This window comes from Sphingorhabdus sp. (genome assembly GCF_044374345.1).
Classification (GTDB): Bacteria; Pseudomonadota; Alphaproteobacteria; order Sphingomonadales; family Sphingomonadaceae; genus Sphingorhabdus_B.
Genome location: NZ_JBILOS010000008.1, coordinates 19,810 through 39,263, shown reverse-complemented (window position 1 = coordinate 39,263; position 19,454 = coordinate 19,810). Strand labels below are relative to the sequence as shown.

The 19,454-nt window shown below is 57.3% G+C and carries 22 protein-coding genes and 1 tRNA gene; 9 read left to right on the top strand and 14 right to left on the bottom strand.

All coding sequences use genetic code 11. From position 1 onward, the window contains the following. Together purD and ACIQ5B_RS01750 are read left to right on the top strand one after the other, a co-directional pair. A partial coding sequence (gene purD, locus ACIQ5B_RS01755) for a phosphoribosylamine--glycine ligase (protein WP_397597513.1) occupies positions 1–1,167 on the top strand: 1,167 nt, incomplete at its 5' end. A 101-nt stretch (positions 1,168–1,268) separates the two neighbouring features. Continuing rightward, positions 1,269–2,156, top strand: a complete 888-nt coding sequence (locus ACIQ5B_RS01750) for a hypothetical protein (RefSeq protein ID WP_397597512.1) — start codon at positions 1,269–1,271, stop codon at positions 2,154–2,156. Between the two features lie 5 nt (positions 2,157–2,161). Here ACIQ5B_RS01750 and ACIQ5B_RS01745 read toward each other — a convergent pair whose 3' ends face one another. From ACIQ5B_RS01745 to ACIQ5B_RS01730, 4 genes are read right to left on the bottom strand one after another with little or no spacing between them, the layout of a single operon-like run. Further along, positions 2,162–2,344, bottom strand: a complete 183-nt coding sequence (locus tag ACIQ5B_RS01745) for a DUF1272 domain-containing protein (RefSeq protein ID WP_397597511.1) — start codon at positions 2,342–2,344, stop codon at positions 2,162–2,164. A gap of 10 nt (positions 2,345–2,354) precedes the next feature. Beyond that, the gene (locus ACIQ5B_RS01740; RefSeq protein ID WP_397597510.1) at positions 2,355–3,065 is read right to left on the bottom strand and encodes a M48 family metallopeptidase; all 711 of its coding nucleotides are present in this window, start codon (positions 3,063–3,065) and stop codon (positions 2,355–2,357) included. Next, the gene (locus tag ACIQ5B_RS01735; RefSeq protein ID WP_397597509.1) at positions 3,046–3,480 is read right to left on the bottom strand and encodes a YcgN family cysteine cluster protein; all 435 of its coding nucleotides are present in this window, start codon (positions 3,478–3,480) and stop codon (positions 3,046–3,048) included. Before ACIQ5B_RS01735 ends, ACIQ5B_RS01740 begins: the two co-directional genes overlap by 20 nt. Position 3,481: 1 nt before the next feature. Then, positions 3,482–4,117 carry an SCO family protein gene (locus ACIQ5B_RS01730; protein WP_397597508.1) on the bottom strand — a complete coding sequence of 212 codons (636 nt, stop codon included), beginning with the start codon at positions 4,115–4,117 and terminating at the stop codon, positions 3,482–3,484. A 54-nt stretch (positions 4,118–4,171) separates the two neighbouring features. Between ACIQ5B_RS01730 and ACIQ5B_RS01725 the strand changes: the two genes are divergently transcribed. Beyond that, positions 4,172–4,810, top strand: coding sequence for an ankyrin repeat domain-containing protein (locus tag ACIQ5B_RS01725; protein WP_397597507.1), 639 nt, complete (start codon positions 4,172–4,174; stop codon positions 4,808–4,810). A 30-nt stretch (positions 4,811–4,840) separates the two neighbouring features. Here the strand turns inward: ACIQ5B_RS01725 and msrB are convergent, their stop codons facing one another. The 4 genes from msrB to ACIQ5B_RS01705 all read right to left on the bottom strand — a co-directional run bounded on the left by msrB (position 4,841) and on the right by ACIQ5B_RS01705 (position 8,912). Then, a complete protein-coding gene (gene msrB, locus ACIQ5B_RS01720) occupies positions 4,841–5,323 on the bottom strand; it encodes a peptide-methionine (R)-S-oxide reductase MsrB (RefSeq protein ID WP_397597506.1) in 483 nt (160 codons plus the stop codon). A gap of 60 nt (positions 5,324–5,383) precedes the next feature. Next, positions 5,384–6,664 (bottom strand): cytochrome P450, encoded by a 1,281-nt coding sequence (locus ACIQ5B_RS01715; RefSeq protein WP_397597505.1) that lies wholly within the window; start codon positions 6,662–6,664, stop codon positions 5,384–5,386. 92 nt (positions 6,665–6,756) lie between these two features. Then, entirely contained in the window at positions 6,757–7,983 is a 1,227-nt protein-coding gene (locus tag ACIQ5B_RS01710) for an ABC transporter permease (protein WP_397597504.1), read from the bottom strand. Then, positions 7,980–8,912 carry an ABC transporter ATP-binding protein gene (locus ACIQ5B_RS01705; RefSeq protein ID WP_397576145.1) on the bottom strand — a complete coding sequence of 311 codons (933 nt, stop codon included), beginning with the start codon at positions 8,910–8,912 and terminating at the stop codon, positions 7,980–7,982. Before ACIQ5B_RS01705 ends, ACIQ5B_RS01710 begins: the two co-directional genes overlap by 4 nt. A gap of 46 nt (positions 8,913–8,958) precedes the next feature. On the opposite strand from ACIQ5B_RS01705, the gene queG reads away from it, so the two are divergent. Next, positions 8,959–10,083, top strand: a complete 1,125-nt coding sequence (queG, locus tag ACIQ5B_RS01700; RefSeq protein ID WP_397597503.1) for a tRNA epoxyqueuosine(34) reductase QueG — start codon at positions 8,959–8,961, stop codon at positions 10,081–10,083. A 13-nt stretch (positions 10,084–10,096) separates the two neighbouring features. On the opposite strand, the gene ACIQ5B_RS01695 is transcribed toward queG, so the two are convergent. Next, a complete protein-coding gene (locus ACIQ5B_RS01695; RefSeq protein ID WP_397597502.1) occupies positions 10,097–10,489 on the bottom strand; it encodes a hypothetical protein in 393 nt (130 codons plus the stop codon). Continuing rightward, entirely contained in the window at positions 10,486–11,151 is a 666-nt protein-coding gene (locus ACIQ5B_RS01690) for an EI24 domain-containing protein (protein WP_397597501.1), read from the bottom strand. The genes ACIQ5B_RS01695 and ACIQ5B_RS01690 overlap by 4 nt, the downstream gene beginning before the upstream one ends. A 74-nt stretch (positions 11,152–11,225) precedes the next feature. Here ACIQ5B_RS01690 and ACIQ5B_RS01685 point away from each other — a divergent pair, with 74 nt between their 5' ends. Then, on the top strand, positions 11,226–12,221 hold the full coding sequence (locus ACIQ5B_RS01685) for an adenosine kinase (RefSeq protein ID WP_397597500.1): 996 nt from the start codon (positions 11,226–11,228) through the stop codon (positions 12,219–12,221). Here ACIQ5B_RS01685 and ACIQ5B_RS01680 read toward each other — a convergent pair. Genes ACIQ5B_RS01680 through tsaD form a run of 3 tightly spaced genes read right to left on the bottom strand, consistent with a single transcriptional unit; the run spans position 12,218 to position 15,782 of the window. Beyond that, complete coding sequence (locus ACIQ5B_RS01680; protein ID WP_397597499.1) at positions 12,218–13,714, bottom strand: lipopolysaccharide biosynthesis protein; 1,497 nt, start codon at positions 13,712–13,714, stop codon at positions 12,218–12,220. The genes ACIQ5B_RS01685 and ACIQ5B_RS01680 overlap by 4 nt on opposite strands. 41 nt (positions 13,715–13,755) lie before the next feature. Further along, positions 13,756–14,751, bottom strand: coding sequence for an NAD(P)H-dependent glycerol-3-phosphate dehydrogenase (locus tag ACIQ5B_RS01675; protein ID WP_397597498.1), 996 nt, complete (start codon positions 14,749–14,751; stop codon positions 13,756–13,758). Beyond that, positions 14,748–15,782 carry a tRNA (adenosine(37)-N6)-threonylcarbamoyltransferase complex transferase subunit TsaD gene (gene tsaD / locus ACIQ5B_RS01670; protein ID WP_397597497.1) on the bottom strand — a complete coding sequence of 345 codons (1,035 nt, stop codon included), beginning with the start codon at positions 15,780–15,782 and terminating at the stop codon, positions 14,748–14,750. Before tsaD ends, ACIQ5B_RS01675 begins: the two co-directional genes overlap by 4 nt. A gap of 42 nt (positions 15,783–15,824) precedes the next feature. On the opposite strand from tsaD, the gene hemC reads away from it, so the two are divergent. Genes hemC through ACIQ5B_RS01655 form a run of 3 tightly spaced genes read left to right on the top strand, consistent with a single transcriptional unit; the run spans position 15,825 to position 18,315 of the window. After that, positions 15,825–16,760: a hydroxymethylbilane synthase gene (gene hemC / locus ACIQ5B_RS01665; protein ID WP_397597496.1), complete on the top strand. Its 936-nt coding sequence runs from the start codon at positions 15,825–15,827 to the stop codon at positions 16,758–16,760. Continuing rightward, positions 16,757–17,482 carry a uroporphyrinogen-III synthase gene (locus tag ACIQ5B_RS01660; RefSeq protein ID WP_397597495.1) on the top strand — a complete coding sequence of 242 codons (726 nt, stop codon included), beginning with the start codon at positions 16,757–16,759 and terminating at the stop codon, positions 17,480–17,482. Before hemC ends, ACIQ5B_RS01660 begins: the two co-directional genes overlap by 4 nt. Beyond that, the gene (locus ACIQ5B_RS01655; protein ID WP_397597494.1) at positions 17,479–18,315 is read left to right on the top strand and encodes a hypothetical protein; all 837 of its coding nucleotides are present in this window, start codon (positions 17,479–17,481) and stop codon (positions 18,313–18,315) included. Before ACIQ5B_RS01660 ends, ACIQ5B_RS01655 begins: the two co-directional genes overlap by 4 nt. A gap of 15 nt (positions 18,316–18,330) precedes the next feature. Here ACIQ5B_RS01655 and ACIQ5B_RS01650 read toward each other — a convergent pair whose 3' ends face one another. Next, positions 18,331–19,251 (bottom strand): peptidylprolyl isomerase, encoded by a 921-nt coding sequence (locus ACIQ5B_RS01650; RefSeq protein ID WP_397597493.1) that lies wholly within the window; start codon positions 19,249–19,251, stop codon positions 18,331–18,333. A gap of 79 nt (positions 19,252–19,330) precedes the next feature. Between ACIQ5B_RS01650 and ACIQ5B_RS01645 the strand changes: the two genes are divergently transcribed. Then, positions 19,331–19,420 (top strand) — tRNA-Ser (locus tag ACIQ5B_RS01645). Positions 19,421–19,454: the final 34 nt, after the last annotated feature.

Here is a 19,454-nt window from a genome sequence, read left to right as displayed (position 1 = left end):
GGGATTGCCGAAGAGGCTGATCTGGTTGCATTGAACATATCCGATCATGCGGCGGTCATATCCTTTTGCGCAGGGCATGATGTCGGGTTGGTCGTGGTCGGTCCAGAAGCACCACTTGTTGCCGGCCTGGGCGATAGCTTGCGCGATGCGGGCATTCCCGTTTTCGGCCCCAATCAAAAGGCGGCACAATTGGAAGGGTCAAAAGGCTTTACCAAAGATATATGTGCAGCAGCGGGCATCCCTACAGCGGGCTATTACCGGCATGACAGCAAAGCGTCGGCATTATCTGGCCTCGATGCGTTCCAAGCACCCTATGTCATTAAAGCAGACGGCCTGGCTGCGGGCAAAGGCGTGATTATCGCGGAAACCCGCATTGATGCTGAGGCCGCGATTGAAGATATGTTCGGCGGCGGTTTTGGCGACGCTGGCGCTTCCGTGGTCATCGAAGAATTTATGACCGGAGAAGAAGCCAGCTTTTTCGCACTGACCGATGGCCGCGATGTGGTCGCATTCGGGTCGGCGCAGGATCATAAGCGGGTCGGCGATGGTGATGTTGGCCCGAACACCGGCGGCATGGGTGCATATTCACCCGCAATTGTTCTGACGCCTGCGTTGCAAGCCGAAGTCATGGACCGCATCATTAAGCCGACAGTCGCGTATATGGCGGCGCATGACATGCCTTATTCGGGCGTGCTGTTCGCGGGTCTCATGCTGACCGATGAGGGGCCAAAGCTCATCGAATATAATGCGCGCTTTGGTGATCCCGAGTGCCAGGTCCTGATGACACGTTTTGACGGCGACCTTGCCGCTTTGATGTTGGCGGTTGCGACTGGAAAGCTTTCTGAAGCCGCAGCTCCAAGCTTTTCGCCCGATACGGCATTGACCGTCGTCATGGCGGCGAACGGCTATCCCGATGTGCCCCAAAAAGGCGGCGCGATTGATCTGGCATTTGTGTCCGGCGCGAAGGTATTTCACGCAGGCACCGCCGAAGTGGACGGGCAATTGGTGGCAGCGGGCGGGCGTGTGTTAAACGTTACCGCAACAGGGGCGAACGTCACCGACGCGCAAGCAAAGGCCTATGCAGCGGTGGATCAGGTCGTTTTCCCCGATGGCTTTTGCCGCCGCGACATTGGCTGGCGTGAGGTTGCGCGCGAAGCAGGCAACTAACGAAATCGCGCAAATGTTGGCGCGGCGGATTAACGCTTTCACGCCCTGCAAAAATTGCGTAACCCGTTGGTGATATTGAGGGCGTTTCTGGGAGGGATATTATGTCCAACAATCTACTGATTATTATTATTGCGGTGGCCATTATTGCCATTTTAGGTTTGTGGTTGCTCGCGCGTAACGGCGCGAAGAAGACGGCTGCCCCATCCAAAGATTTAGCGCCGCCTCCAGCGGCAGTTGTTCCGGCATCACCTGCTACTAAGGTGCCTGCTGCACCCAAGGCGGCGGACGGTCCTGCGCCCGCGAAGAAAACCGCAAAAGCCAAGGTAAAAGCATCACCGAAAGCTGCAGCAACAAAGGCCGCGCCAGCAGCTGCCGCGAAGCCAGTTGTGGCAAAGGCCAAAACGGCGAAGGTGCCTGCACCGAAAGCTGCACCGAAAGCTGCACCGAAAGCTGCACCGAAAGCTGCAGCAACAAAGGCCGCTCCGAAAGCTGCCCCAAAAGCTGCCCCAAAAGCCGCAGCGCCGAAGCCTGCTGCACCCAAGGCTGCTAAACCGAAGACCGCAGTCGCCAAGGTCGCGGCGCCTAAGCCAGCAGCAAAGCCTGCAGCAGCAAAGGCAAAGGCCGCGCCTGCGCCCAAATCCGCGCCGAAAGCTGCCGCGGCGAAGGTGAAGGCAGAAGCCGCACCCAAGCCCAAGGTCGCCAAACCAGCGGCCAAGGCTAAGGTATCGGTCCCTGACAATCTCGAATTGTTGAAGGGCCTTGGTCCGAAAGTGAACGCTATGCTCAAGGCATTGGGCGTAACCAGCTTTGCGCAAGTGGCGAGTTGGACGGCAGCCGATGTAGCGGAAATTGATGGCAAGCTCGGTGCATTTGCCGGCCGCATCAGCCGCGACAACTGGATTGATCAGGCCAAGTATCTCGAGGCGGGCGATGTCGCCGGTTTCGAAAAGAAATATGGTGCGCTGGGTGGCGAAATCGCCAAAGGCTGACCTGATTATTTCTTAATGCGTTTTGGCCTTGGCTGAAGGTCGCCGCCACAATTGGGGCAGCGTCCATTCAGCGGGCCATGCACGCAGGGTGCGCAAAAGGTGCATTCATAGCTGCAAATCATCGCGTCGCCGCTGTCCATCGGCAGTGGCGATTTGCATCGTTCGCATATGTCCCGCATTTCGAGCATCTTATCTTCCTTATCGTCCAACCCGTTGCAGCCCCGTGCCGTGCATCTTTAGCCATTGGTCCGCGGCCTTGCGGTTCCCTTCAAAGAGGACATCGAGCCAAGCGTAGAAGTCGGGGCTGTGGTTCATATGCCGCATATGCGCGACCTCATGTGCGATGACCGAACGGCGCACAGATGCAGGCGCCATGATTAGCCGCCAGCTGAGCGAAATGGTTCCCCGGCTGGAACAGCTGCCCCACCGGCTGCGGGGATCGCCCAGCGATAAGCGTGGGACTGGTTCCCCGGCTTTGTCGCAATAATGTGCGATTTCTTTAGTGAAAATCCGCCGCGCTTCGCCCTTGAGCCATCGTAAGATGCGGGCTTCAACCGACTCTCTTGGGCCACCCAAGCGCAGCATGCCTTCGCCGCAGCGAATGCTGCGCGGCCATTCTTCGCGCCATTCAATCAGGTGGCTTTCGCCTTCGACAGCGATTTCGCTGCCAGGGGCAATGGGGGCAATCTCAGGCGCGCTGTTTAGCCGCGTGGCGATCCATTCGCGTTTCTTTTCGACAAAATCGAGCGCCACATTTGTCGGCGTATAATGCGGCATCGTTATGCGGATTTCGCGTTTCACGGCATCGGCGCGCATCGAAATGCGCTTTGCGCGCGGGTTGCGGCGAATGCGCACGGGTACGCTCTCCCCTTCTATGACCACTTCAGGATCAGAGAGGCTGTTCGACAATATGGTTTTCAAGCGGCCCAGCATGCAGTTCCGATATAGCCCGACCTTTGACCGACATGCCAGCGTCATGAATTGTCTGGCGGTTTCCGCTTACCAAATAATGCCATTCAGGAAGCGGTTTGCCCGCCGCGCGCAGGACATAGGCGCAGGTCGAAGGCAGCCAGACATAATCATCAATCTTGTCCGCGGTCAGCCGACGACATTCGGGCACAATCGCGCGGCGTCCGCGATAATCGGCACATTGGCATGTCTGTAGATCCAGCAATTTGCAGGCGACATTGGTGGGGTAGATGCGGCCGGTATCTTCATCTTCCACCTTGTTGAGACAGCATTTCCCGCAACCATCGCACAATGCCTCCCATTGTGCGCGGTCGAGGCTCTCTATCGGGGCTTCCCAAAAAGGCGCTTCGTTCAAATCAGCGCACCCATTTTGCCAATTCCGCCTCAACCAAATTAGGCGCGCCTTCATTGATGTCGGTATTGGGAACGTCAGCGGGCATAAGCGCCAAAGGCTTGCCATCGGGCCCCATCAAATAGGGTGTCTGGCTATGGCTCATCAGGTAGTTTTCGGGCGAAGACCCTTCGACACGGCTGGAGTAAATCGCAAATTTCTTTGCTGCGTCCGCAATTTCGGCTTCCGTTCCCGTAAGCCCAATCGCGCGCGGATGAAATGCGCTGACGAATTGCTTCAGCACCTCTGGCGTGTCGCGCAGGGGATCAACGGTGATGAAAATCGGCTGAATCTTTGCGCCAAGCTCCGGATGGCGTTTCTCATAGGCTTTTAACCCGGCCATCAGATTCTGCATGTCGGGCGTGCAGATATCGGGGCAGTTGGTGTAGCCAAAATAGACGATACGATATGCGCCGTCGAATTCCTTGAAGGTCCGCTTTTTGCCATTTTGATCGGTCAGCGTAAAATCACCGCCAATGGTTGCACCGGCCAGAGGGGCTTCGCTCAACGGCGGCTGTGCGGGGGGTGAATCACATGCCGACAGCAAAAGCGCGGCGGAGAGCGTGAAAATCAGATTTTTGTTCATAGCGGGGCCAGACATGGTCTGCTAAAGACCAGTTATCAAGTGTGTTGGACATTTAAATGGGGCCCTTTGTTGAAAAAGCCATTTTTTCTCGCCTTAGCCGCTGGGCTGATCTTGCCGATGGGCGCTGGCCTTGTTGCGCCCGCTGCACAAGCCCAGTTTTCGGACAGCTATAATTTCCTGAAAGCCGTGCGCGATCGTAAGGGCGAGGACGCGGAAAAATTTCTGGCCGCGCCCGGTTCGGTGATTATCAACACACGCGACAATTCAACCGGCGAAACCGCGCTGCACATTGTCATTCAACGCCGTGACGCGACTTGGCTGGGGTATTTGTTACAAAAAGGTGCGAACCCCAATTTGGCAGACAAAAAGGGCACGACGCCGTTGATGCTCGCCACGCAATTGGGCTTCATCGATGGCATTGATTGGCTTTCGCGTAAAAAGGCGCAGATTGACCAGACCAATCGTGCCGGAGAAACCGCGCTGATTCTGGCGGTGCAACTGCGCAATGCAGAAGCGGTGCGCATGCTTTTGAAGGCCGGTGCAAATCCGGACAAGAAGGATAGCCGGGCGGGATATTCTGCACGCGATTATGCGCTTCAGGACGGACGAGCGAACGCCATTGTTGCGATCATCGAAAACAACGGCAAAACCGATACGGCAAAGAAACCCGCCGAGCTGGACTTTTCGGGCATATCTGAACCGAAATAAGGTCCGTTGGCGCGCCGTGCGCTGGACGGATTATCCGGGGATAAACTTCATCGCGGCGCCATTCATGCAATAGCGTTTGCCTGTTGGCTTTGGGCCATCGTTAAACACATGGCCAAGATGCCCGCCGCAGCGCGCGCAATGCACTTCGGTGCGTGGCACGCCGATTTTATAGTCGGTTTTGGTGCCTATGCCGCCGGGCAGTGGCGCATAGAAACTTGGCCAGCCCGTTCCGCTTTCAAACTTGGTAGCCGACGCAAACAGCCGCTGGTTACAGCCAGCGCAGACGAACGTACCCTTGCGCTTTTCGCTGTTAAGCTGGCTCGTATATGGCCGTTCGGTATCTTCGCGGCGCAACACGCGGTATGCAGCAGGCGACAAGCGCTTTTTCCATTCAGCATCGCTATATGTCACCGCATAGCGCGTTTTGGCGGTCGCACTTTTGCCGCAGCCAAAAACCAGCACCGCTGCCCCTGCACCTGCGAGTGACAGAAATTTGCGTTTGCTTAACTGCATGACATGTTCCTTTGGACGCTCCGGCTATGCATATACCGGAAACGTCCAAAAGCTTTCATATCAATAGCGCGATAGTTCGACATCCATCTTGCGATAGCCATGGACGAAGCAGCCCGCCACGCGGTCGGGTTCGGCTACCACATTGGGTCGCAGGCGGCGCGCCGCCATTTCTTCAAGCAAAATGCGGATCTGCAATTCGGCCAATCGTGCGCCGACGCAACGGTGGATGCCATATCCAAACGCCAAATGGCGACGGGCGTTTTCGCGATCAACAATCAACTTGTCGGGATTTTCGAACACCGTCTCATCCCGGTTGGCCGATAGGTACCACATGCCAATCTTGTCACCAGCCTTGATGGGCGCGCCGAACAGGTCATGGTCCTGCGTAGCGGTGCGCCGCATATGCGCCAAAGGCGTTTGCCAACGAATGATTTCGCTGACGGCGTTGGTGATGAACTGGGGATTTTTCTCCAGCTTTTCGCGCTCGTCGGGGAAGCTGTTGAGCCCATAAGCATAACCCGACATCGAATTGCGGGTCGTGTCATTTCCGCCCACGATCAGCAGAATGAGGTTACCCATATATTCAAACTGGCTCATGTCCTTCATCGGCGACTGGATCATCCGGCTGATAAGGTCGGGCGCTTCGCCGCGATCTTTGCGTTCGTCCCACAGACGCTGAAAATAGGCGCCCATTTCAAACATTTTGGCAAGGCGCGCCTGACGCGTCTCTTCGGAACGGAACAGTTCGACGTCGCCCGCCCAATCGGACCATTCGGTCAACTTGCGGCGGTCTTCCCACGGGAAATCGAAAAGCAACGCCAACATCTGTGTGGTCAGTTCGATGGATACCAGGTCGACCCAGTCAAAGGTTTTGCCAACCGGAAGCGAGTCCAAAAGTTCGCCCGTGCGACGGCGGATATCGCCCGACATACGGTCCATTTCACCCGGTGTGAAGGCCGGTGCGATGACACGGCGTTCTTCGGTGTGCTTGGGCCGGTCCATCGCAATGAACATGGGCATGACGATTCTTTGGTCTTCGGGGATTGGCTCGGCGAGCGCATCGTCGTCGATTAAGGTGATGCCACCATGTTCGAATGACGATGAATAAATGTCGGGCAGCGCCTCGACATGTTGAATGGCTTTGAGCGTCGTGACATTCCAATAACTGCCGAAATCGGAACCCTCAATCTTGTTGATCGGCGCTTTTTCGCGCATCTCTTTAAAGATGGGGTGCCAGCGATCCTCGGTGTAAATGTCGGGCTTTGTGACGTCCCAATGATGTGGTGCCTTGTTCATTTCCCAAGGCAGTGAATCGCTTTCGATTAGGGGGGCAGTTGCCATTGTTTTCGACTCCTCTCAACGCCGAAACTGCCACTACTGACAAAAATGTCAATCCAGTTTCGAACCGCAACCTATTAAAGGTGATTATACGTTCAGCCCGGCATTTTGATGAAGCCGAACAACCGGCGCGCACCGTCATCCTTGGCACGGCCAGCACTTCCTGATTTCATGACGTTTTTCTTGAAAAGATACACACCCAGCCGCAGCAACAATATCGCAAAGAAAATCTGGCCGATAATTGCGACGGCATGATGCCACAAAGCCGGTTCAAGTGCTGCCCGTCCAATCATCGCAAAGGGCGAACTGAATGGGAAAATGGCAGCAAATTTCTCGATCGGTTCGCCTGTTTTGGTCAGTGCATAAGAGGCGAGGAAGAAATTGATCAGCTGCGCCATGGTGACGGGCATGGAAATGGTCTGCACCTCACGCACCGTGGCCGCCATTGCCCCAATCCCGAGGAAAAGCGCACCGAGCATGAGATAGGTCATGATGAAATAGGTGAAGCACAGGCCAATGAACATGGGCCAGCCAACCGCCGGCGTCGGGAAATTTGGCAAATCCGGTCCGATTGCGGCGACGCCAATCAGTCCAACGGTTGTCCACACCAATATGCCCAGCAAGGCCATGCCGAGCATCGCGAATAACTTGCCCAGGAACACCGATTCCATCGGAATGGAGGCGGCGAGAATTTCGATAATCTTGTTCGACTTCTCCTCCACCAGATTGGACAGCACCATCCCCGCCAGCAAAATTGTCAGGAAGAAAATGAAAAACTGCCCACCCTGCGCGGTCACGGTGCGCAATTGTTTGTCGTTGTTAGCGGATTCGACAACAATGTCGGGTGTCGAACGCGGCAGCGTCATCGTGCCGCCGCTTTGCGCATAGCCTGCCAACAGTTCAATGTCGGCGCGTTCGCGTTTTATGGCGTTGGCTGTACCGGTTATCACGGGTTTGGCCAGCGTGCCGGTGACGACAACGGTTAGATTATCCGTCTTTTTCGCAAGATAGCTTTGCGGCGCTTTTTGATCCGCAGCAGGATCGCCGACGACGACCATGCGGGCGAAATAACTGTCCCCCAATGTCTTCGAAAGCGACTCGCGGGCGGACAGGATTTTTGCGGCCTCCTCTTTGGCCAATGCAATGCCGACAACGGGTTGCGACACGTCTTTGGCGATTTGCCCACCCAAATTACCCGCTGCAAATCCGACAAGCACAGGGAAGAAGGGCCCAAGCAGGAAGAAGATAAAGGCCTTGGAATAGATGATCGCCGTAAAATCCCGGCGGGCAATGACGAAAGCGGCGCGGATGATTTCCTTCATTTCGCTTCTCCCACATGCGCGTCATCCATTTCCGCGGCGACCGCTTCCCCCGCGATCGCCACGAACGCATCGTGCAGCCCCGGCCTTTCAATCGATAGCGATTTGACGCCAGCCTTGCCCTCGACCAGCGCCGTCAGCAGCGGTTCCACCCCGGTTTCGGGCAAGGTGAAATGCCACCAATGCCCTTCTGCTTTGGTTTCAGCGGGCAACGCCGATCGCCATGGCCCGTCCAACGTTTCGGTTTCCAGATGCACCTGCGGCCGCAGGCGGTCACGCGCTTCGGATACCAACCCGTCGAAACTGATTTTACCCTTGGCGATAATGGCGATGCGTTCGCACAAACGTTCGGCATGTGCGATGACATGGGTGGAGAAAATCACCGTCACACCCTTGGCGGCTTGCGCGTGGATCATCTTTTCAAGCTTGGCTTGATTGAGCGCATCCAGCCCCGAAAAAGGTTCATCGAGGACGATCAGCTTTGGGTCGTGGACGATTGTCCCCATCAGCTGCACCGTCTGGGCCATCCCTTTGGAAAGCTGCCTAATCTGCCGGTCCGCGGCATATCCAAGGCCAGCTTCTTCGAGCAAGGCCCGCCCTTTTTTCGCACCCTCTTTCAACGATAGCCCGCGCAGCGCGCCCATGAATGCAATCGTATCGACCGCGCGCATCGATTGATACAGGCCGCGTTCTTCGGGTAAATATCCGACATTGCGGGACTGTGTTATCGGCCGGTCCGAACCCAGCAGGCTGCGGGTTCCGGCATCCGGATCAATGATGCCAAGCAAAGTGCGCAACATGGTCGTCTTGCCAGCGCCATTCGGGCCCAAAATGCCAAAAATGCTGCCCTCCGGAATGTTCAGGTCGACCCCATCGACGGCACGAAAGCCATCGAATTGCTTTACGAGTCCCTTTGCCTCTATTGCGTACATATGAAATTGCCCCGGAGAGATGGTCGGTGCTGAATAAGGTTGGCGCGTGAAAAGAAACAACACAAATATAGTTAACGAATTGCAGACCAAGGCGCAGAGTGAGGGCTTTGTCGCCTTTGGTATTGCGCCGGGTCACCTTGCGCCACGCGCGGGACTGCGACTGCGCCAATGGATCGATGAAGGCCGCCATGGCGACATGTTGTGGATGGAAAGCCGCGTCGATGAGCGTGCCAATCCCGATATTTTATGGCCCGAAGTAAAGTCCGTGATCATGCTGGGGATGAGCTATGCACCGCCACATGATCCAATGGCGCTTGCGGGCGATGACACAAAGGCGCGCATATCGGTCTATGCGCAAGGGCGCGACTATCATGATGTCGTAAAAGGCGCGCTCAAGCGGCTCGCCAGCTGGCTGGCCCATTCTGCAGAGGTCGGCGTCAAAGTGTTCGTTGATACCGCGCCGGTTATGGAAAAGGCGCTGGCTGAGGTGGCGGGACTTGGGTGGCAAGGCAAGCACAGCAACATCGTCAGCAAAGAACATGGCAGCTGGCTGTTCCTTGGTGCGATTTATACGACGGCAGAGCTCGCGCCATCGGTTCCCGCGACCGACACATGCGGTTCGTGCCGGGCATGCCAAGACATCTGCCCAACCAATGCCTTTCCGGCGCCTTACCAAGTCGATGCGCGCCGATGCATCTCCTATCTCACCATTGAGCATAAGGGACACATCGACCGCGAACTGCGCCCATTGATGGGTAATCATATTTATGGCTGCGATGATTGTCTGGCGGTATGTCCGTGGAACAAATTTGCCGAGACCGCTGCGGCACATAAGGCATTTTTGCCCCGCGAAGCGTTGGTCGCGCCGCGCATTGCGGGCCTTTTGGCTCTGGATGATGCACAGTTTCGTGCGCTATTTTCCGGATCGCCCGTCAAGCGCATTGGCCGCGACCGCTTTGTGCGCAATGTGTTGATCGCGGCTGGCAATGGCCGTGACCTCGGCGTGCTACCGTTGGTCGAGATGCTCATGGATGACACGTCTCCGGTCGTCCGTGGTGCCGCAATCTGGGCGATGTCACGGCTGTCGCCCGAGATATTTGCGCGTGAAAAGCAGGCGCGGTTCGCTGACGAACTGGACCCGTCGGTTCGTGCCGAATGGACGCTGAGCTAGGTCCTGACCCTAGTCAGCGGCGTTGCAAGGCATCAATGCAGGATGCGCGGTCCACTGCAGCACCGTCACTGCGTCGCGCGTCGACATACGTCACGATCTCGGTCCTGCCCTTGCCCTCTGGATAGAGAAACACATCAAGGACGCAGGCTTTGCCAACAAATTGCAGCTTGCGGCCATGAACCTCAACCACATCAAGCCGTGGTTCGCCAAAAAGGCGTTTCAACGTGGCGACATCCTTGCCCATGACCGCCTCTAAGCCCCTTGGTCCCATAGCAGGGCGAACGGGAATGGGCGGCGCAGTGCGCTGTACGGATGCGGGGGGGCGGGTTTGTGCATATGCAAGAGGCGCAGATACACAGCCTGCCAAAATCAACGCGAGTGCGCATGCGGTGATGGCGTGTTTCATATCGCTCTGCTTCCCGAATGGACCATGTGCACAGCCATTGCCGTAGCCAGCACGGGCACCAGCAGGTTGAAAAACGGGATCAGCATGCCAACGGTGCCAATGAAGCCAAGCAAGAGGCGCGGCAGTTTTTGGATGCTGCCTTGCGATGCGCCATGGCGGGCAATCAGCATATCTTCCAAATCCTTGCCCAACAGGAGCGCGTTGAGAAGCATGAAGGCAATCGCCGTGCCAACGCCCGTCACCAACAAAACAATATACAGCGGCAAGGCAAGGAGGTTGTACCCAACTACGCGCGCGATTGACCGCACCGCCATATGCACGCCAGCGCCCACGCCTGGGCGCTTTCCAAACGCGGCTTTCTGGGGATAATATCGGTCTTCAACCGCATCGATGATATCGTCGGCAAAGATCCATGTGATTGCGACGGCAACCACCCGGAAAAGCAGAAACGCCGAAATCGGGATGATGGCCAGCGACAGGAAGGTCGACAGATATTCGCCATTTTGAATTTTGAGCCATTCAAAAAGCCAATCGAGCGCAAACCACATGCCGACGCCCAGTAAAAGGAAGCTGGCAAAGCTACACAACACCACTTTGATAAGCAGCATTGCCACGCGCCTGTCCGAAAGGCTTTGGAACGAAAGCTGGAGCGCTTGTATCATGTCGCGCTTCTAAAGCGCTTGCCCGAAATGTCCAACCCCAGTAGGGCGCGGCGAGCTTAATTATAGGAATTTTCATGACTGAAAGCCGCTTCGACGTCCTCGCCATTGGCAACGCAATTGTTGATATCATTGCCAACACCGACGATGCTTTTATCGAGAGCGAAGGCCTGACCAAAGGCAGCATGCAACTCGTTGATGAGGAACGTGCGCAAGCATTATATGCGCATATGGGTCCGGCCCGTGAAATCAGTGGTGGTTCGGCCGCAAATACCTTGGCCGGCCTTGCGCGGCTTGGACATAAAACAGCATTTATCGGGCAAGTGGCCAATGATCAGCTTGGCCAAGTGTTCGCACATGACATTCGTGCGGGCGGTATCCATTTCGATGTTCCTGCACGTGATGGCGCACCTTCGACCGCACGTTGCTACATTCTGGTCACACCAGATGCGCAGCGGACGATGAACACCTTTCTGGGCGCGTCGCAATATTTGCCGGCCACGCTGATCGACAAGTCGCTCATTGAAAGCGCGGCTATTTTATATCTGGAAGGCTATTTGTGGGACCCTGAGGAACCACGTGCCGCCATGCGCACCGCCATCGATGTCGCGCGTGCCGCCGGTCGTAAGGTTGCGCTGACATTGTCCGACGCATTTGTCATTTCGCGTCATGGACCAGACTTTTTGGCCGAAATGGAAGCCGGTCGCATCGACATATTGTTTGCGAATGAAGTCGAAATTTGTGCGCTCAACAACAGCGATGATTTTGAAGCATCGGTCGCGGCCATCGCGGCGAAGGTTCCATTGTTGGTCTGCACACGCGGCGAACATGGCGCAATTGCCATCGAAAACGGCGTGCGTACCGAAGTCGGCGCAGAACCTGTCGCCCAATTGGTCGACACAACGGGTGCAGGTGACTTGTTTGCATCAGGTGTGTTTGCCGGGATAGCGCAGGGCCGCCCGATGGCTGAATGCCTTGTCATGGGCGCCGTTTGCGCTGCTGAAATTATTTCGCATTATGGCGCGCGGCCAGAGGCGGATATTGCAGCGCTTGTTGCCAAGCGTTTGGCTTAATCCTTTTTCTTGCGGAACAGCACCCGGTCTTCCGGGCCAAAGCCCCAGCGCCAGATAATCCAGCCATAAAGGCCAAGGATTGCAGGCACGCCAATCGCCAGTTCCACCCATTCCAAACGGGCAGGGACGCTGACGATGGCCATGCCGAGCAATGCTGCCGCGGCGACAGCAACCAGCAACGCCCACCGCCACACGCGGATGGGCTGTCCCAATAACCGCGACAGCAATCGCGATTTGATGATCGAGCCGATACCCAGCGATATCATCAGCCCGCAGGCAACGGCTGCTGCCTGATATAGGCCGACATATTCGGGCTTAACGGGGATATCATCGACCAGCATGATAAGGCCGATGCTGACCAACGTTTGTACGGCCAACATCCCTATTGAAATCAGCAGGTTCCGGTGACGGGCCATATATACCAAAGCCGATTCACTGACGACCGCCGTGGCCGCCGCAACTTCCGCCGCCAGCAAAAAGGCAAGCGCCGCTGTTCCGCCGACAAATTCGGGACCTATTAATCCCATGACCGCTTCGCCGGGGATACCAAGCGCCAGTGCAATCCCGGCCTGCGCCGCGATAATCCAGAAACCGACCTGGCCGACCTGTTTGGCGATTTCGGCATAATTGCGGGTCTGTAAATTGCGCGTGATGACGGGACCCAATATCGGGTCAAAGCTGGTTTTAAGCTTCTGCGGCAGGCTCGCCACCTGTTGGGCGACATAATAGATACCCACCACTGCGGGCGATGCAAATAGCCCCAATATGGCAAGGTCCAGCCGCCTGCTGCCCCATTCAGCCGCGTCTGCTGCGGCCAATGGCAGGTTGCGTCGGGCAATCACCAAAGAACGCTTCACACTTGGCCGCCATCCCCACGCAAAGCCATAGCTGCGCCACAAAGGCCATAGGGCAACCAACAATGCAGCTGCCAGAGAAGCGACATAAGACAGGATCAGCCCATCACGCGCGGAATAGAAATAAAGCGCGCCTGCCGCGATGCTGATTGTCCATGGTTCAACGATCGCACGTGCCCGCACGGTCGATGCAATGTCGAATTTATAGGCCAAAGCGGACAAGGCGATGTCCGTTGCGACAATGGCAAAAATGGCGAGCGGTAGAAACCGGTCGAGCCCGTTAATGCCGCTGTTGGGAAACATCAGTTCGGGCAACATGATCAAAAATGCAGCACCGACCGCTGATGCTGCCATTGCCGCGAAAAGTGCATCCGCAATCATATGGGCGTGCGGGCGGTCATCCTTCGCAAGCAATTCCGCCAGCCCGCGGCGCAGGCCAAGCGAAGCAAGCTGCGCGACGAATTCGATAATCAATATGGCATAGGCAAAGCGGCCAAGCGCTTCGGGACCATAAAGTCGGCCCGCGATAAACAAAAATGGGATACGCGCGGCCAACCGCAAAAGAAAACCAAATACATTCGTCCGCCCACCCTTTGCGAGTGCCTGAATGTCTTCTTCGTCGGTTCTGGCTGCAGTCAATGGATCGCCTCTTTCGGTACGCTAGCGGATTAGGTCTGCCGTTACCAGCTTTCGGACTTGAGCGGGCGTGCCAGCAATTCGGTGACGACGGCATCGACGGTCGCTGATCCTGACAGCAATGCGCATACGGCGCTCACGATGGGCATTTCGACATCAAGCGCGGTTGCCGACTGTAATAGGACCGGCGCGGTATATGCGCCTTCGGCAACCGTCTTGCGGTCTGCCAGCAGGGTTTGAGATGATTGACCTTGCCCAAGCCCGCGACCCAAGGAAAAGTTACGCGAATTTTCAGAGCTGCACGTCAGGACCAAGTCGCCCAATCCGGATAGTCCGGCTAGCGTTTCGGCTTTTGCACCGCGCGCAAGGCCGTATCGCTGCATCTCGGCAAAACCGCGCGCAATCAACGCCGCACGCGCGTTGAGACCAAGACCTGCGCCATCGACGACACCGCATGCGATTGCGAGCACGTTTTTGACGGCACCGCCAATTTCCGCGCCGACAACATCATCAGACCAATAGGGACGGAAGGAAGGTGTGGCGATGCGGCGCATTAACTCGGAACCCAGCGTCTGATCGGCGGTCGCGAGCGTGACCGCTGTGGGCTTTCCAGCAGCAACCTCATGCGCAAATGTGGGGCCTGACAAAACGGCAATCGGATTGCTCGGGCGCGTTGCCGCGGCAACATCTGACACCAGCATTTGGGTATCGGCCTCAATGCCTTTGGCGCACAGGATCAGCGGGGCCTTTGTATCCGGCAGCGCCGACAGCGTGGCGCGCACATGCTGGGCCGGGGTCACGATGAGCAAATTTTCACACGCGATCATGCGGGCGAGGTCAGCTGTCGCCTCAATCTTTGGTGACAATGATGTGCCCGGCAAAAACAGGCTGTTTTCGTGCAGGTTGTTTATGCTCTGCACGGCCTCTTCTTCGCGGGCCCAGATGAGGACGCGATCGTGGATTTGCGCCATGACGGCGGCCAGCGCGGTGCCCCATGCGCCGCCACCAATGATACCAACCGGATAGGGCTTCTGGCTCATGCCTTTACGCCCGCACCGCGTGCGGGTGCTGCGTTGGGATCCAGCGGCCAGCGCGGCCGCGCAACAAAATCAAGGCCATCGGTCAGGCCCATCGCAAATCTCTCCGCGCCAGCCCATGCGATCATCACGCCATTGTCGGTGCACAACCACAATGGCGGCGCAACAAAACGCATGCCGCGGCTTGCGGCAAGCTGCTCGAGCATATTGCGGATGGGCACATTTGCCGCGACGCCGCCCGCGACAACCAGTGCAGCCGGTGCATCAATACGATCCAGCGTATAGCGTATCCGGTCGTACAGACAGTCGATAACGGCTTGCTGAAAGGATGCGGCAATATCCTCGACGCTATATTGGCCCGTTTCATGCGCGCGCAGCACAGCGCTTTTCAGGCCAGCGAAGGAAAAATGCGGTTCATCAGCGCCTTTTAAAGGTCGGGGTAGCGGCACATTTTTCGCGTTGCCCAACGCGGCTGCGCGTTCGACGGCTGGCCCACCGGGAAAGCCAAGGCCCAAAATCTTCGCCGTTTTGTCGAACGCTTCGCCCACCGCATCGTCTATGGTGGTCGCCAGCCGGTTATAGTCGCCAACGTTATTGACCCGCAGCAGCTGACAATGGCCGCCAGATACCAGCAGAAGCAGATAGGGAAATGCGAGATCGGCATCGACCAAGCGCGGCGAAAGCGCATGGCCTTCAAGATGGTTGACGGCGATCAGCGGCTTTCCCGACGCCATGGCAAGCGCCTTGGCTGTCACAAGTCCAACCATGACACCGCCAATGAGGCCGGGGCCAGCCGTTGCGGCAATGGCATCGACATCATTCAACGTCATGCCTGCGTCGGCAAGTGCGGTTTCCACCAAGGGGGTCATCAGCTCGGCATGCGCGCGGGCAGCGATTTCGGGAACGACGCCGCCGAATGCGCGGTGATGATCTTCCTGACCAGCCAAGGCGTGGCTCAAAATCGTCCGGTCGGAACGCACAATTGCCGCTGCGGTTTCGTCGCAGCTGGATTCAAGACCAAGGATGATTGCCATTGCGCTTTCCCATAGGTGGACGTGGCGCTATGAACAAGTCGCATGACAATGATATCGTTTTCCTCCGACCGTCCGTTACGTATCGGTACACGCCGGTCTCCGCTCGCTTTGGCGCAGGCGGAGATGACTATGGCTGCCATCAAAGCGGCGCATAATCTGCCCGACGATGCCGTCGTCTTGGTCCCGATGCTCGCCACAGGTGACAAGATTCAGGACCGGCCGCTTGCCGAAATCGGCGGCAAGGCGCTGTGGACCAAAGAGCTGGAACGCGCGCTGATCGATGACCAGATTGATATCGCGGTGCATTCGATGAAAGATGTCGAAACGGTGCGTGCAGACATTTTTGATATCTCCGCCATGCTGCCGCGCGCGGATGTGCGCGACCGATTGATTGGTGCCGCGTCGTTGGACGATCTGAAACATGGTGCGCGGGTCGGGACATCCAGCCCACGACGCGCGGCGCAACTGCAACGTGCCCGTCCTGATGTGCGGATCGTCCCCTTGCGCGGCAATGTCGCAACCCGTTTGGCGCATATTGAAAATGGTGACGCGGATGCGACACTTTTGGCCGCGGCCGGACTGGACCGGTTGGGCATGGCTAATGTCGGCGCGCCATTACCGCTGAGCCAGTTTTTGCCGGCGGCATCGCAAGGCGCGGTCGGCATTGACCGGTTGACCAGTCGCAATGAGCTCGTCCCGTTTTTGGCGGCCATCAACGATGTGGACACCTTTGTCGCCGTTAATGCCGAACGCGCCTTGCTTGAGGCATTGGGCGGCAATTGCCATTCACCCATTGCCGCATTGGCGCAGGTCGAAGGTGCCCAGATTCGCTTGAAAGGTGAAGTTTTCACCGCGGATGGCCGGGAAATGCACGCAGGCGAAATCGTCTATGAAGCTTCACGTGATGGTCCGGCACAATTGGCGGATCAATTGCTGGCAAAGGCCAGTGATGAACTGCGGAGCATGTTCGCTTCGTGAAGGTGCTGATTATCCGGCCGCAACCAGGGGCAGATGCCACCGCCCGCCGGTTTAAGGGTGCAGGATATGCGCCAGTGCTTATGCCACTGTTCGCCATTGAACATATGCCGCCGCCATCGGTATCGGTTGGCGGATATGACGCGATTTTGTTGACCAGCGGCAATGCCGCCCGCGCCGCAACTGGATTTTTGGAAAGCGCGCGCGACACGCCTATCTATGCGGTCGGCAGTGCGACCGCGAGCGCGCTGGCCAATTTGGCTTTGCCGGTTGCTGCGACCGGATCCAACGGCGTGGAGGCACTTGTTGGCGTTGCTGCCGCAGACGGCCATAAAAAACTCTTATGGCTTGCAGGTGAAGACCATAGTGCTGTTCCGCAGATTGTTGGCGTCCACATTGATATAGCGGTTGTGTACCGAAGCGCGGTGCTGGAAACACCGGCGGACTTCGCCGCGCAGGTTGCAGTATGCGATGCGGTTATCCTGCACTCGTCACGCGCGGCGGCGTACTTTGCCGGTCTGTGCGATGCGGGCGGCCTATCACGCAACAAAATCACGCTCGCGACGTTTTCGAACGCTATCGCAGCAAGCGCTGGTGAGGGCTGGGCACAGATAATTGTCGCGCCCTCACCAAATGACGCTGCGTTAATGGACGCAATCAGACAGCATTTTACAAGGATAGATTGCACCCTGCCGCCGAATGCCGCTATTGAAGGAGCAACATGACCGATTTTCAAACAGCGACCGCGACATCACGCCGTGGATTCACATTCAAGCACATCATGCTGCTTATTTTATGTGCCTTTGTGGGTGGCGCGATTGTCGCTTATGTGATCGCCGACAAATATGGTTTTCTCACGCCATCTGACGCCCCCGTGGCGGTTGAGTCATCTACAGGGGCAGCGGGCAATGTGGCCACCACCGATGCTAATGCTATCGCTCAGTCGGTTACGGACCAAATGGTTCCAACTTTCCCATCACCCAATATGCTCTCGCCCGAAGCCGCGCGCGCGGATGGGCTGTTGCTCATTTATGCGGTGCGTCGCACGATTGATAAGGGTGCGCCGCTCGGCAATCTTGCCGAACAGTTGCGCCTGCGTTTTGGCGCGACCCAGCCGCAATCTGTTGCCGCGGTGTTATCGGCTGGGCAAGCGCCGGTCACGATTGATGCCCTGAAAACCGAATTGCGCGGACTTGCGCCGGTGCTTTTGACGGGCAATCGAGACGACAGCACATGGGCGACCGTGAAGCGGGAATTGTCGGAACTGTTCGTGCTGCGCAAAGAAAACGGACCATCACTCGCGCCAAATGAGCGGCTGATCCGCGCGGAAGCGCTGGTCGATGCAGGGAAGCTTGATCTTGCTGTGACGGAAGTTGCGGCGTTACCCGGCGCATCCATCGCGCAATCATGGATGGTTCGGGCCAAACGGTTCAGCGATGCGCGTAAAGCGCTCGACCGGCTCGAGCAGGTCGCCATCCTGCAACCCGTAGCGGTTCCCGTAATCGTCGCGCCACCGGTTGAGGCCGCGCCGTCGAACGTTCCCGCTCCAACCCCCTAAGTACCCCGTTTGACCCTAATTGCCTTTCCGCCTTATCGGGACCGGAATGTTGCAAATATCTGCGCCACCAGCAGGGATGTTGAAAAAAGCATCCCGCCGATTGGCGCGCGCGTCGGCATAGGCCGCAAAACTTTTGCTGTCTGTCGACAGATATTCGAACGCAGGCACGTCCTTCGCTGCGTTCCCAAGCTGCACCGACAGGATTGGTACGCGCTCTTCTTCCTTCTCGTAAAAGCCAAGTGCTCCCGTGCCGCGTGGAAGGCTGGACATATGTTCAATGCCTTCGATCACCCGTCCGACCAGCGCGATATTGCGGTCCAAGTGCCGCGGTGCATGGCCGATAACGGTATAGAGTTCCGCGCCCGTGCCGGTGTCGGGTGACAGGTTCCGGCCAACGCCGACCATGCCATAACAGTGGACTGGCCAGAGGCCTTCACGGCCTTGTGCCAGCGGCCAACCAAGATAGAAGCCATGGGCGCCTGCGTAGGCGTCTGGCCTTCCGTCTGCCCGGGCCAAAATCCAATCCTTGGTCGGCCAGTCAGGGGTGACATAATCCTTTGCGTCCACGACCGCCAACCCTTGTGGCAAGGCCTTCTTCTCGGTCGCATCGCCCCATTGCACGACATAATTGTCCTGCACGCGGTTGATGCTGGTGCCGTCCCACCAATGCGCGGCGGCAAGTTTGCGGATATTGCTGACCCAACCTTGGCTAAATGGGGCAGGTATCAGTTGAATGACCACGCGGCGGGGCTTGCCTTTCGAATCGGGGGCGAGGTCCATTACCAATATATCCGACGGCGCAATGGCAACCCAGTTGTCCGCCTTGGCTGCCGCCACAATCTCCGACGGCGCGGGATAGGTTTTGGTGTCCTGTGCAGAGAGGGGGAGAGCAGCGCAGATCGCGGCGCTGGCGAACAGGGGCAGATATCTTTTCATCAATACGATTATGGCAAATCACTGTGCCTTGCGAAAGCGGAAAGGAGCGGCTAGGGGCGTGCATCCCTTAGGGGAATGCGGAGACGTGGCCGAGTGGTCGAAGGCGCACGCCTGGAAAGTGTGTATAGGGGTGACTCTATCGTGGGTTCGAATCCCACCGTCTCCGCCAACAGCCCACCGTGGCTATCTTTATTTGGATGTGG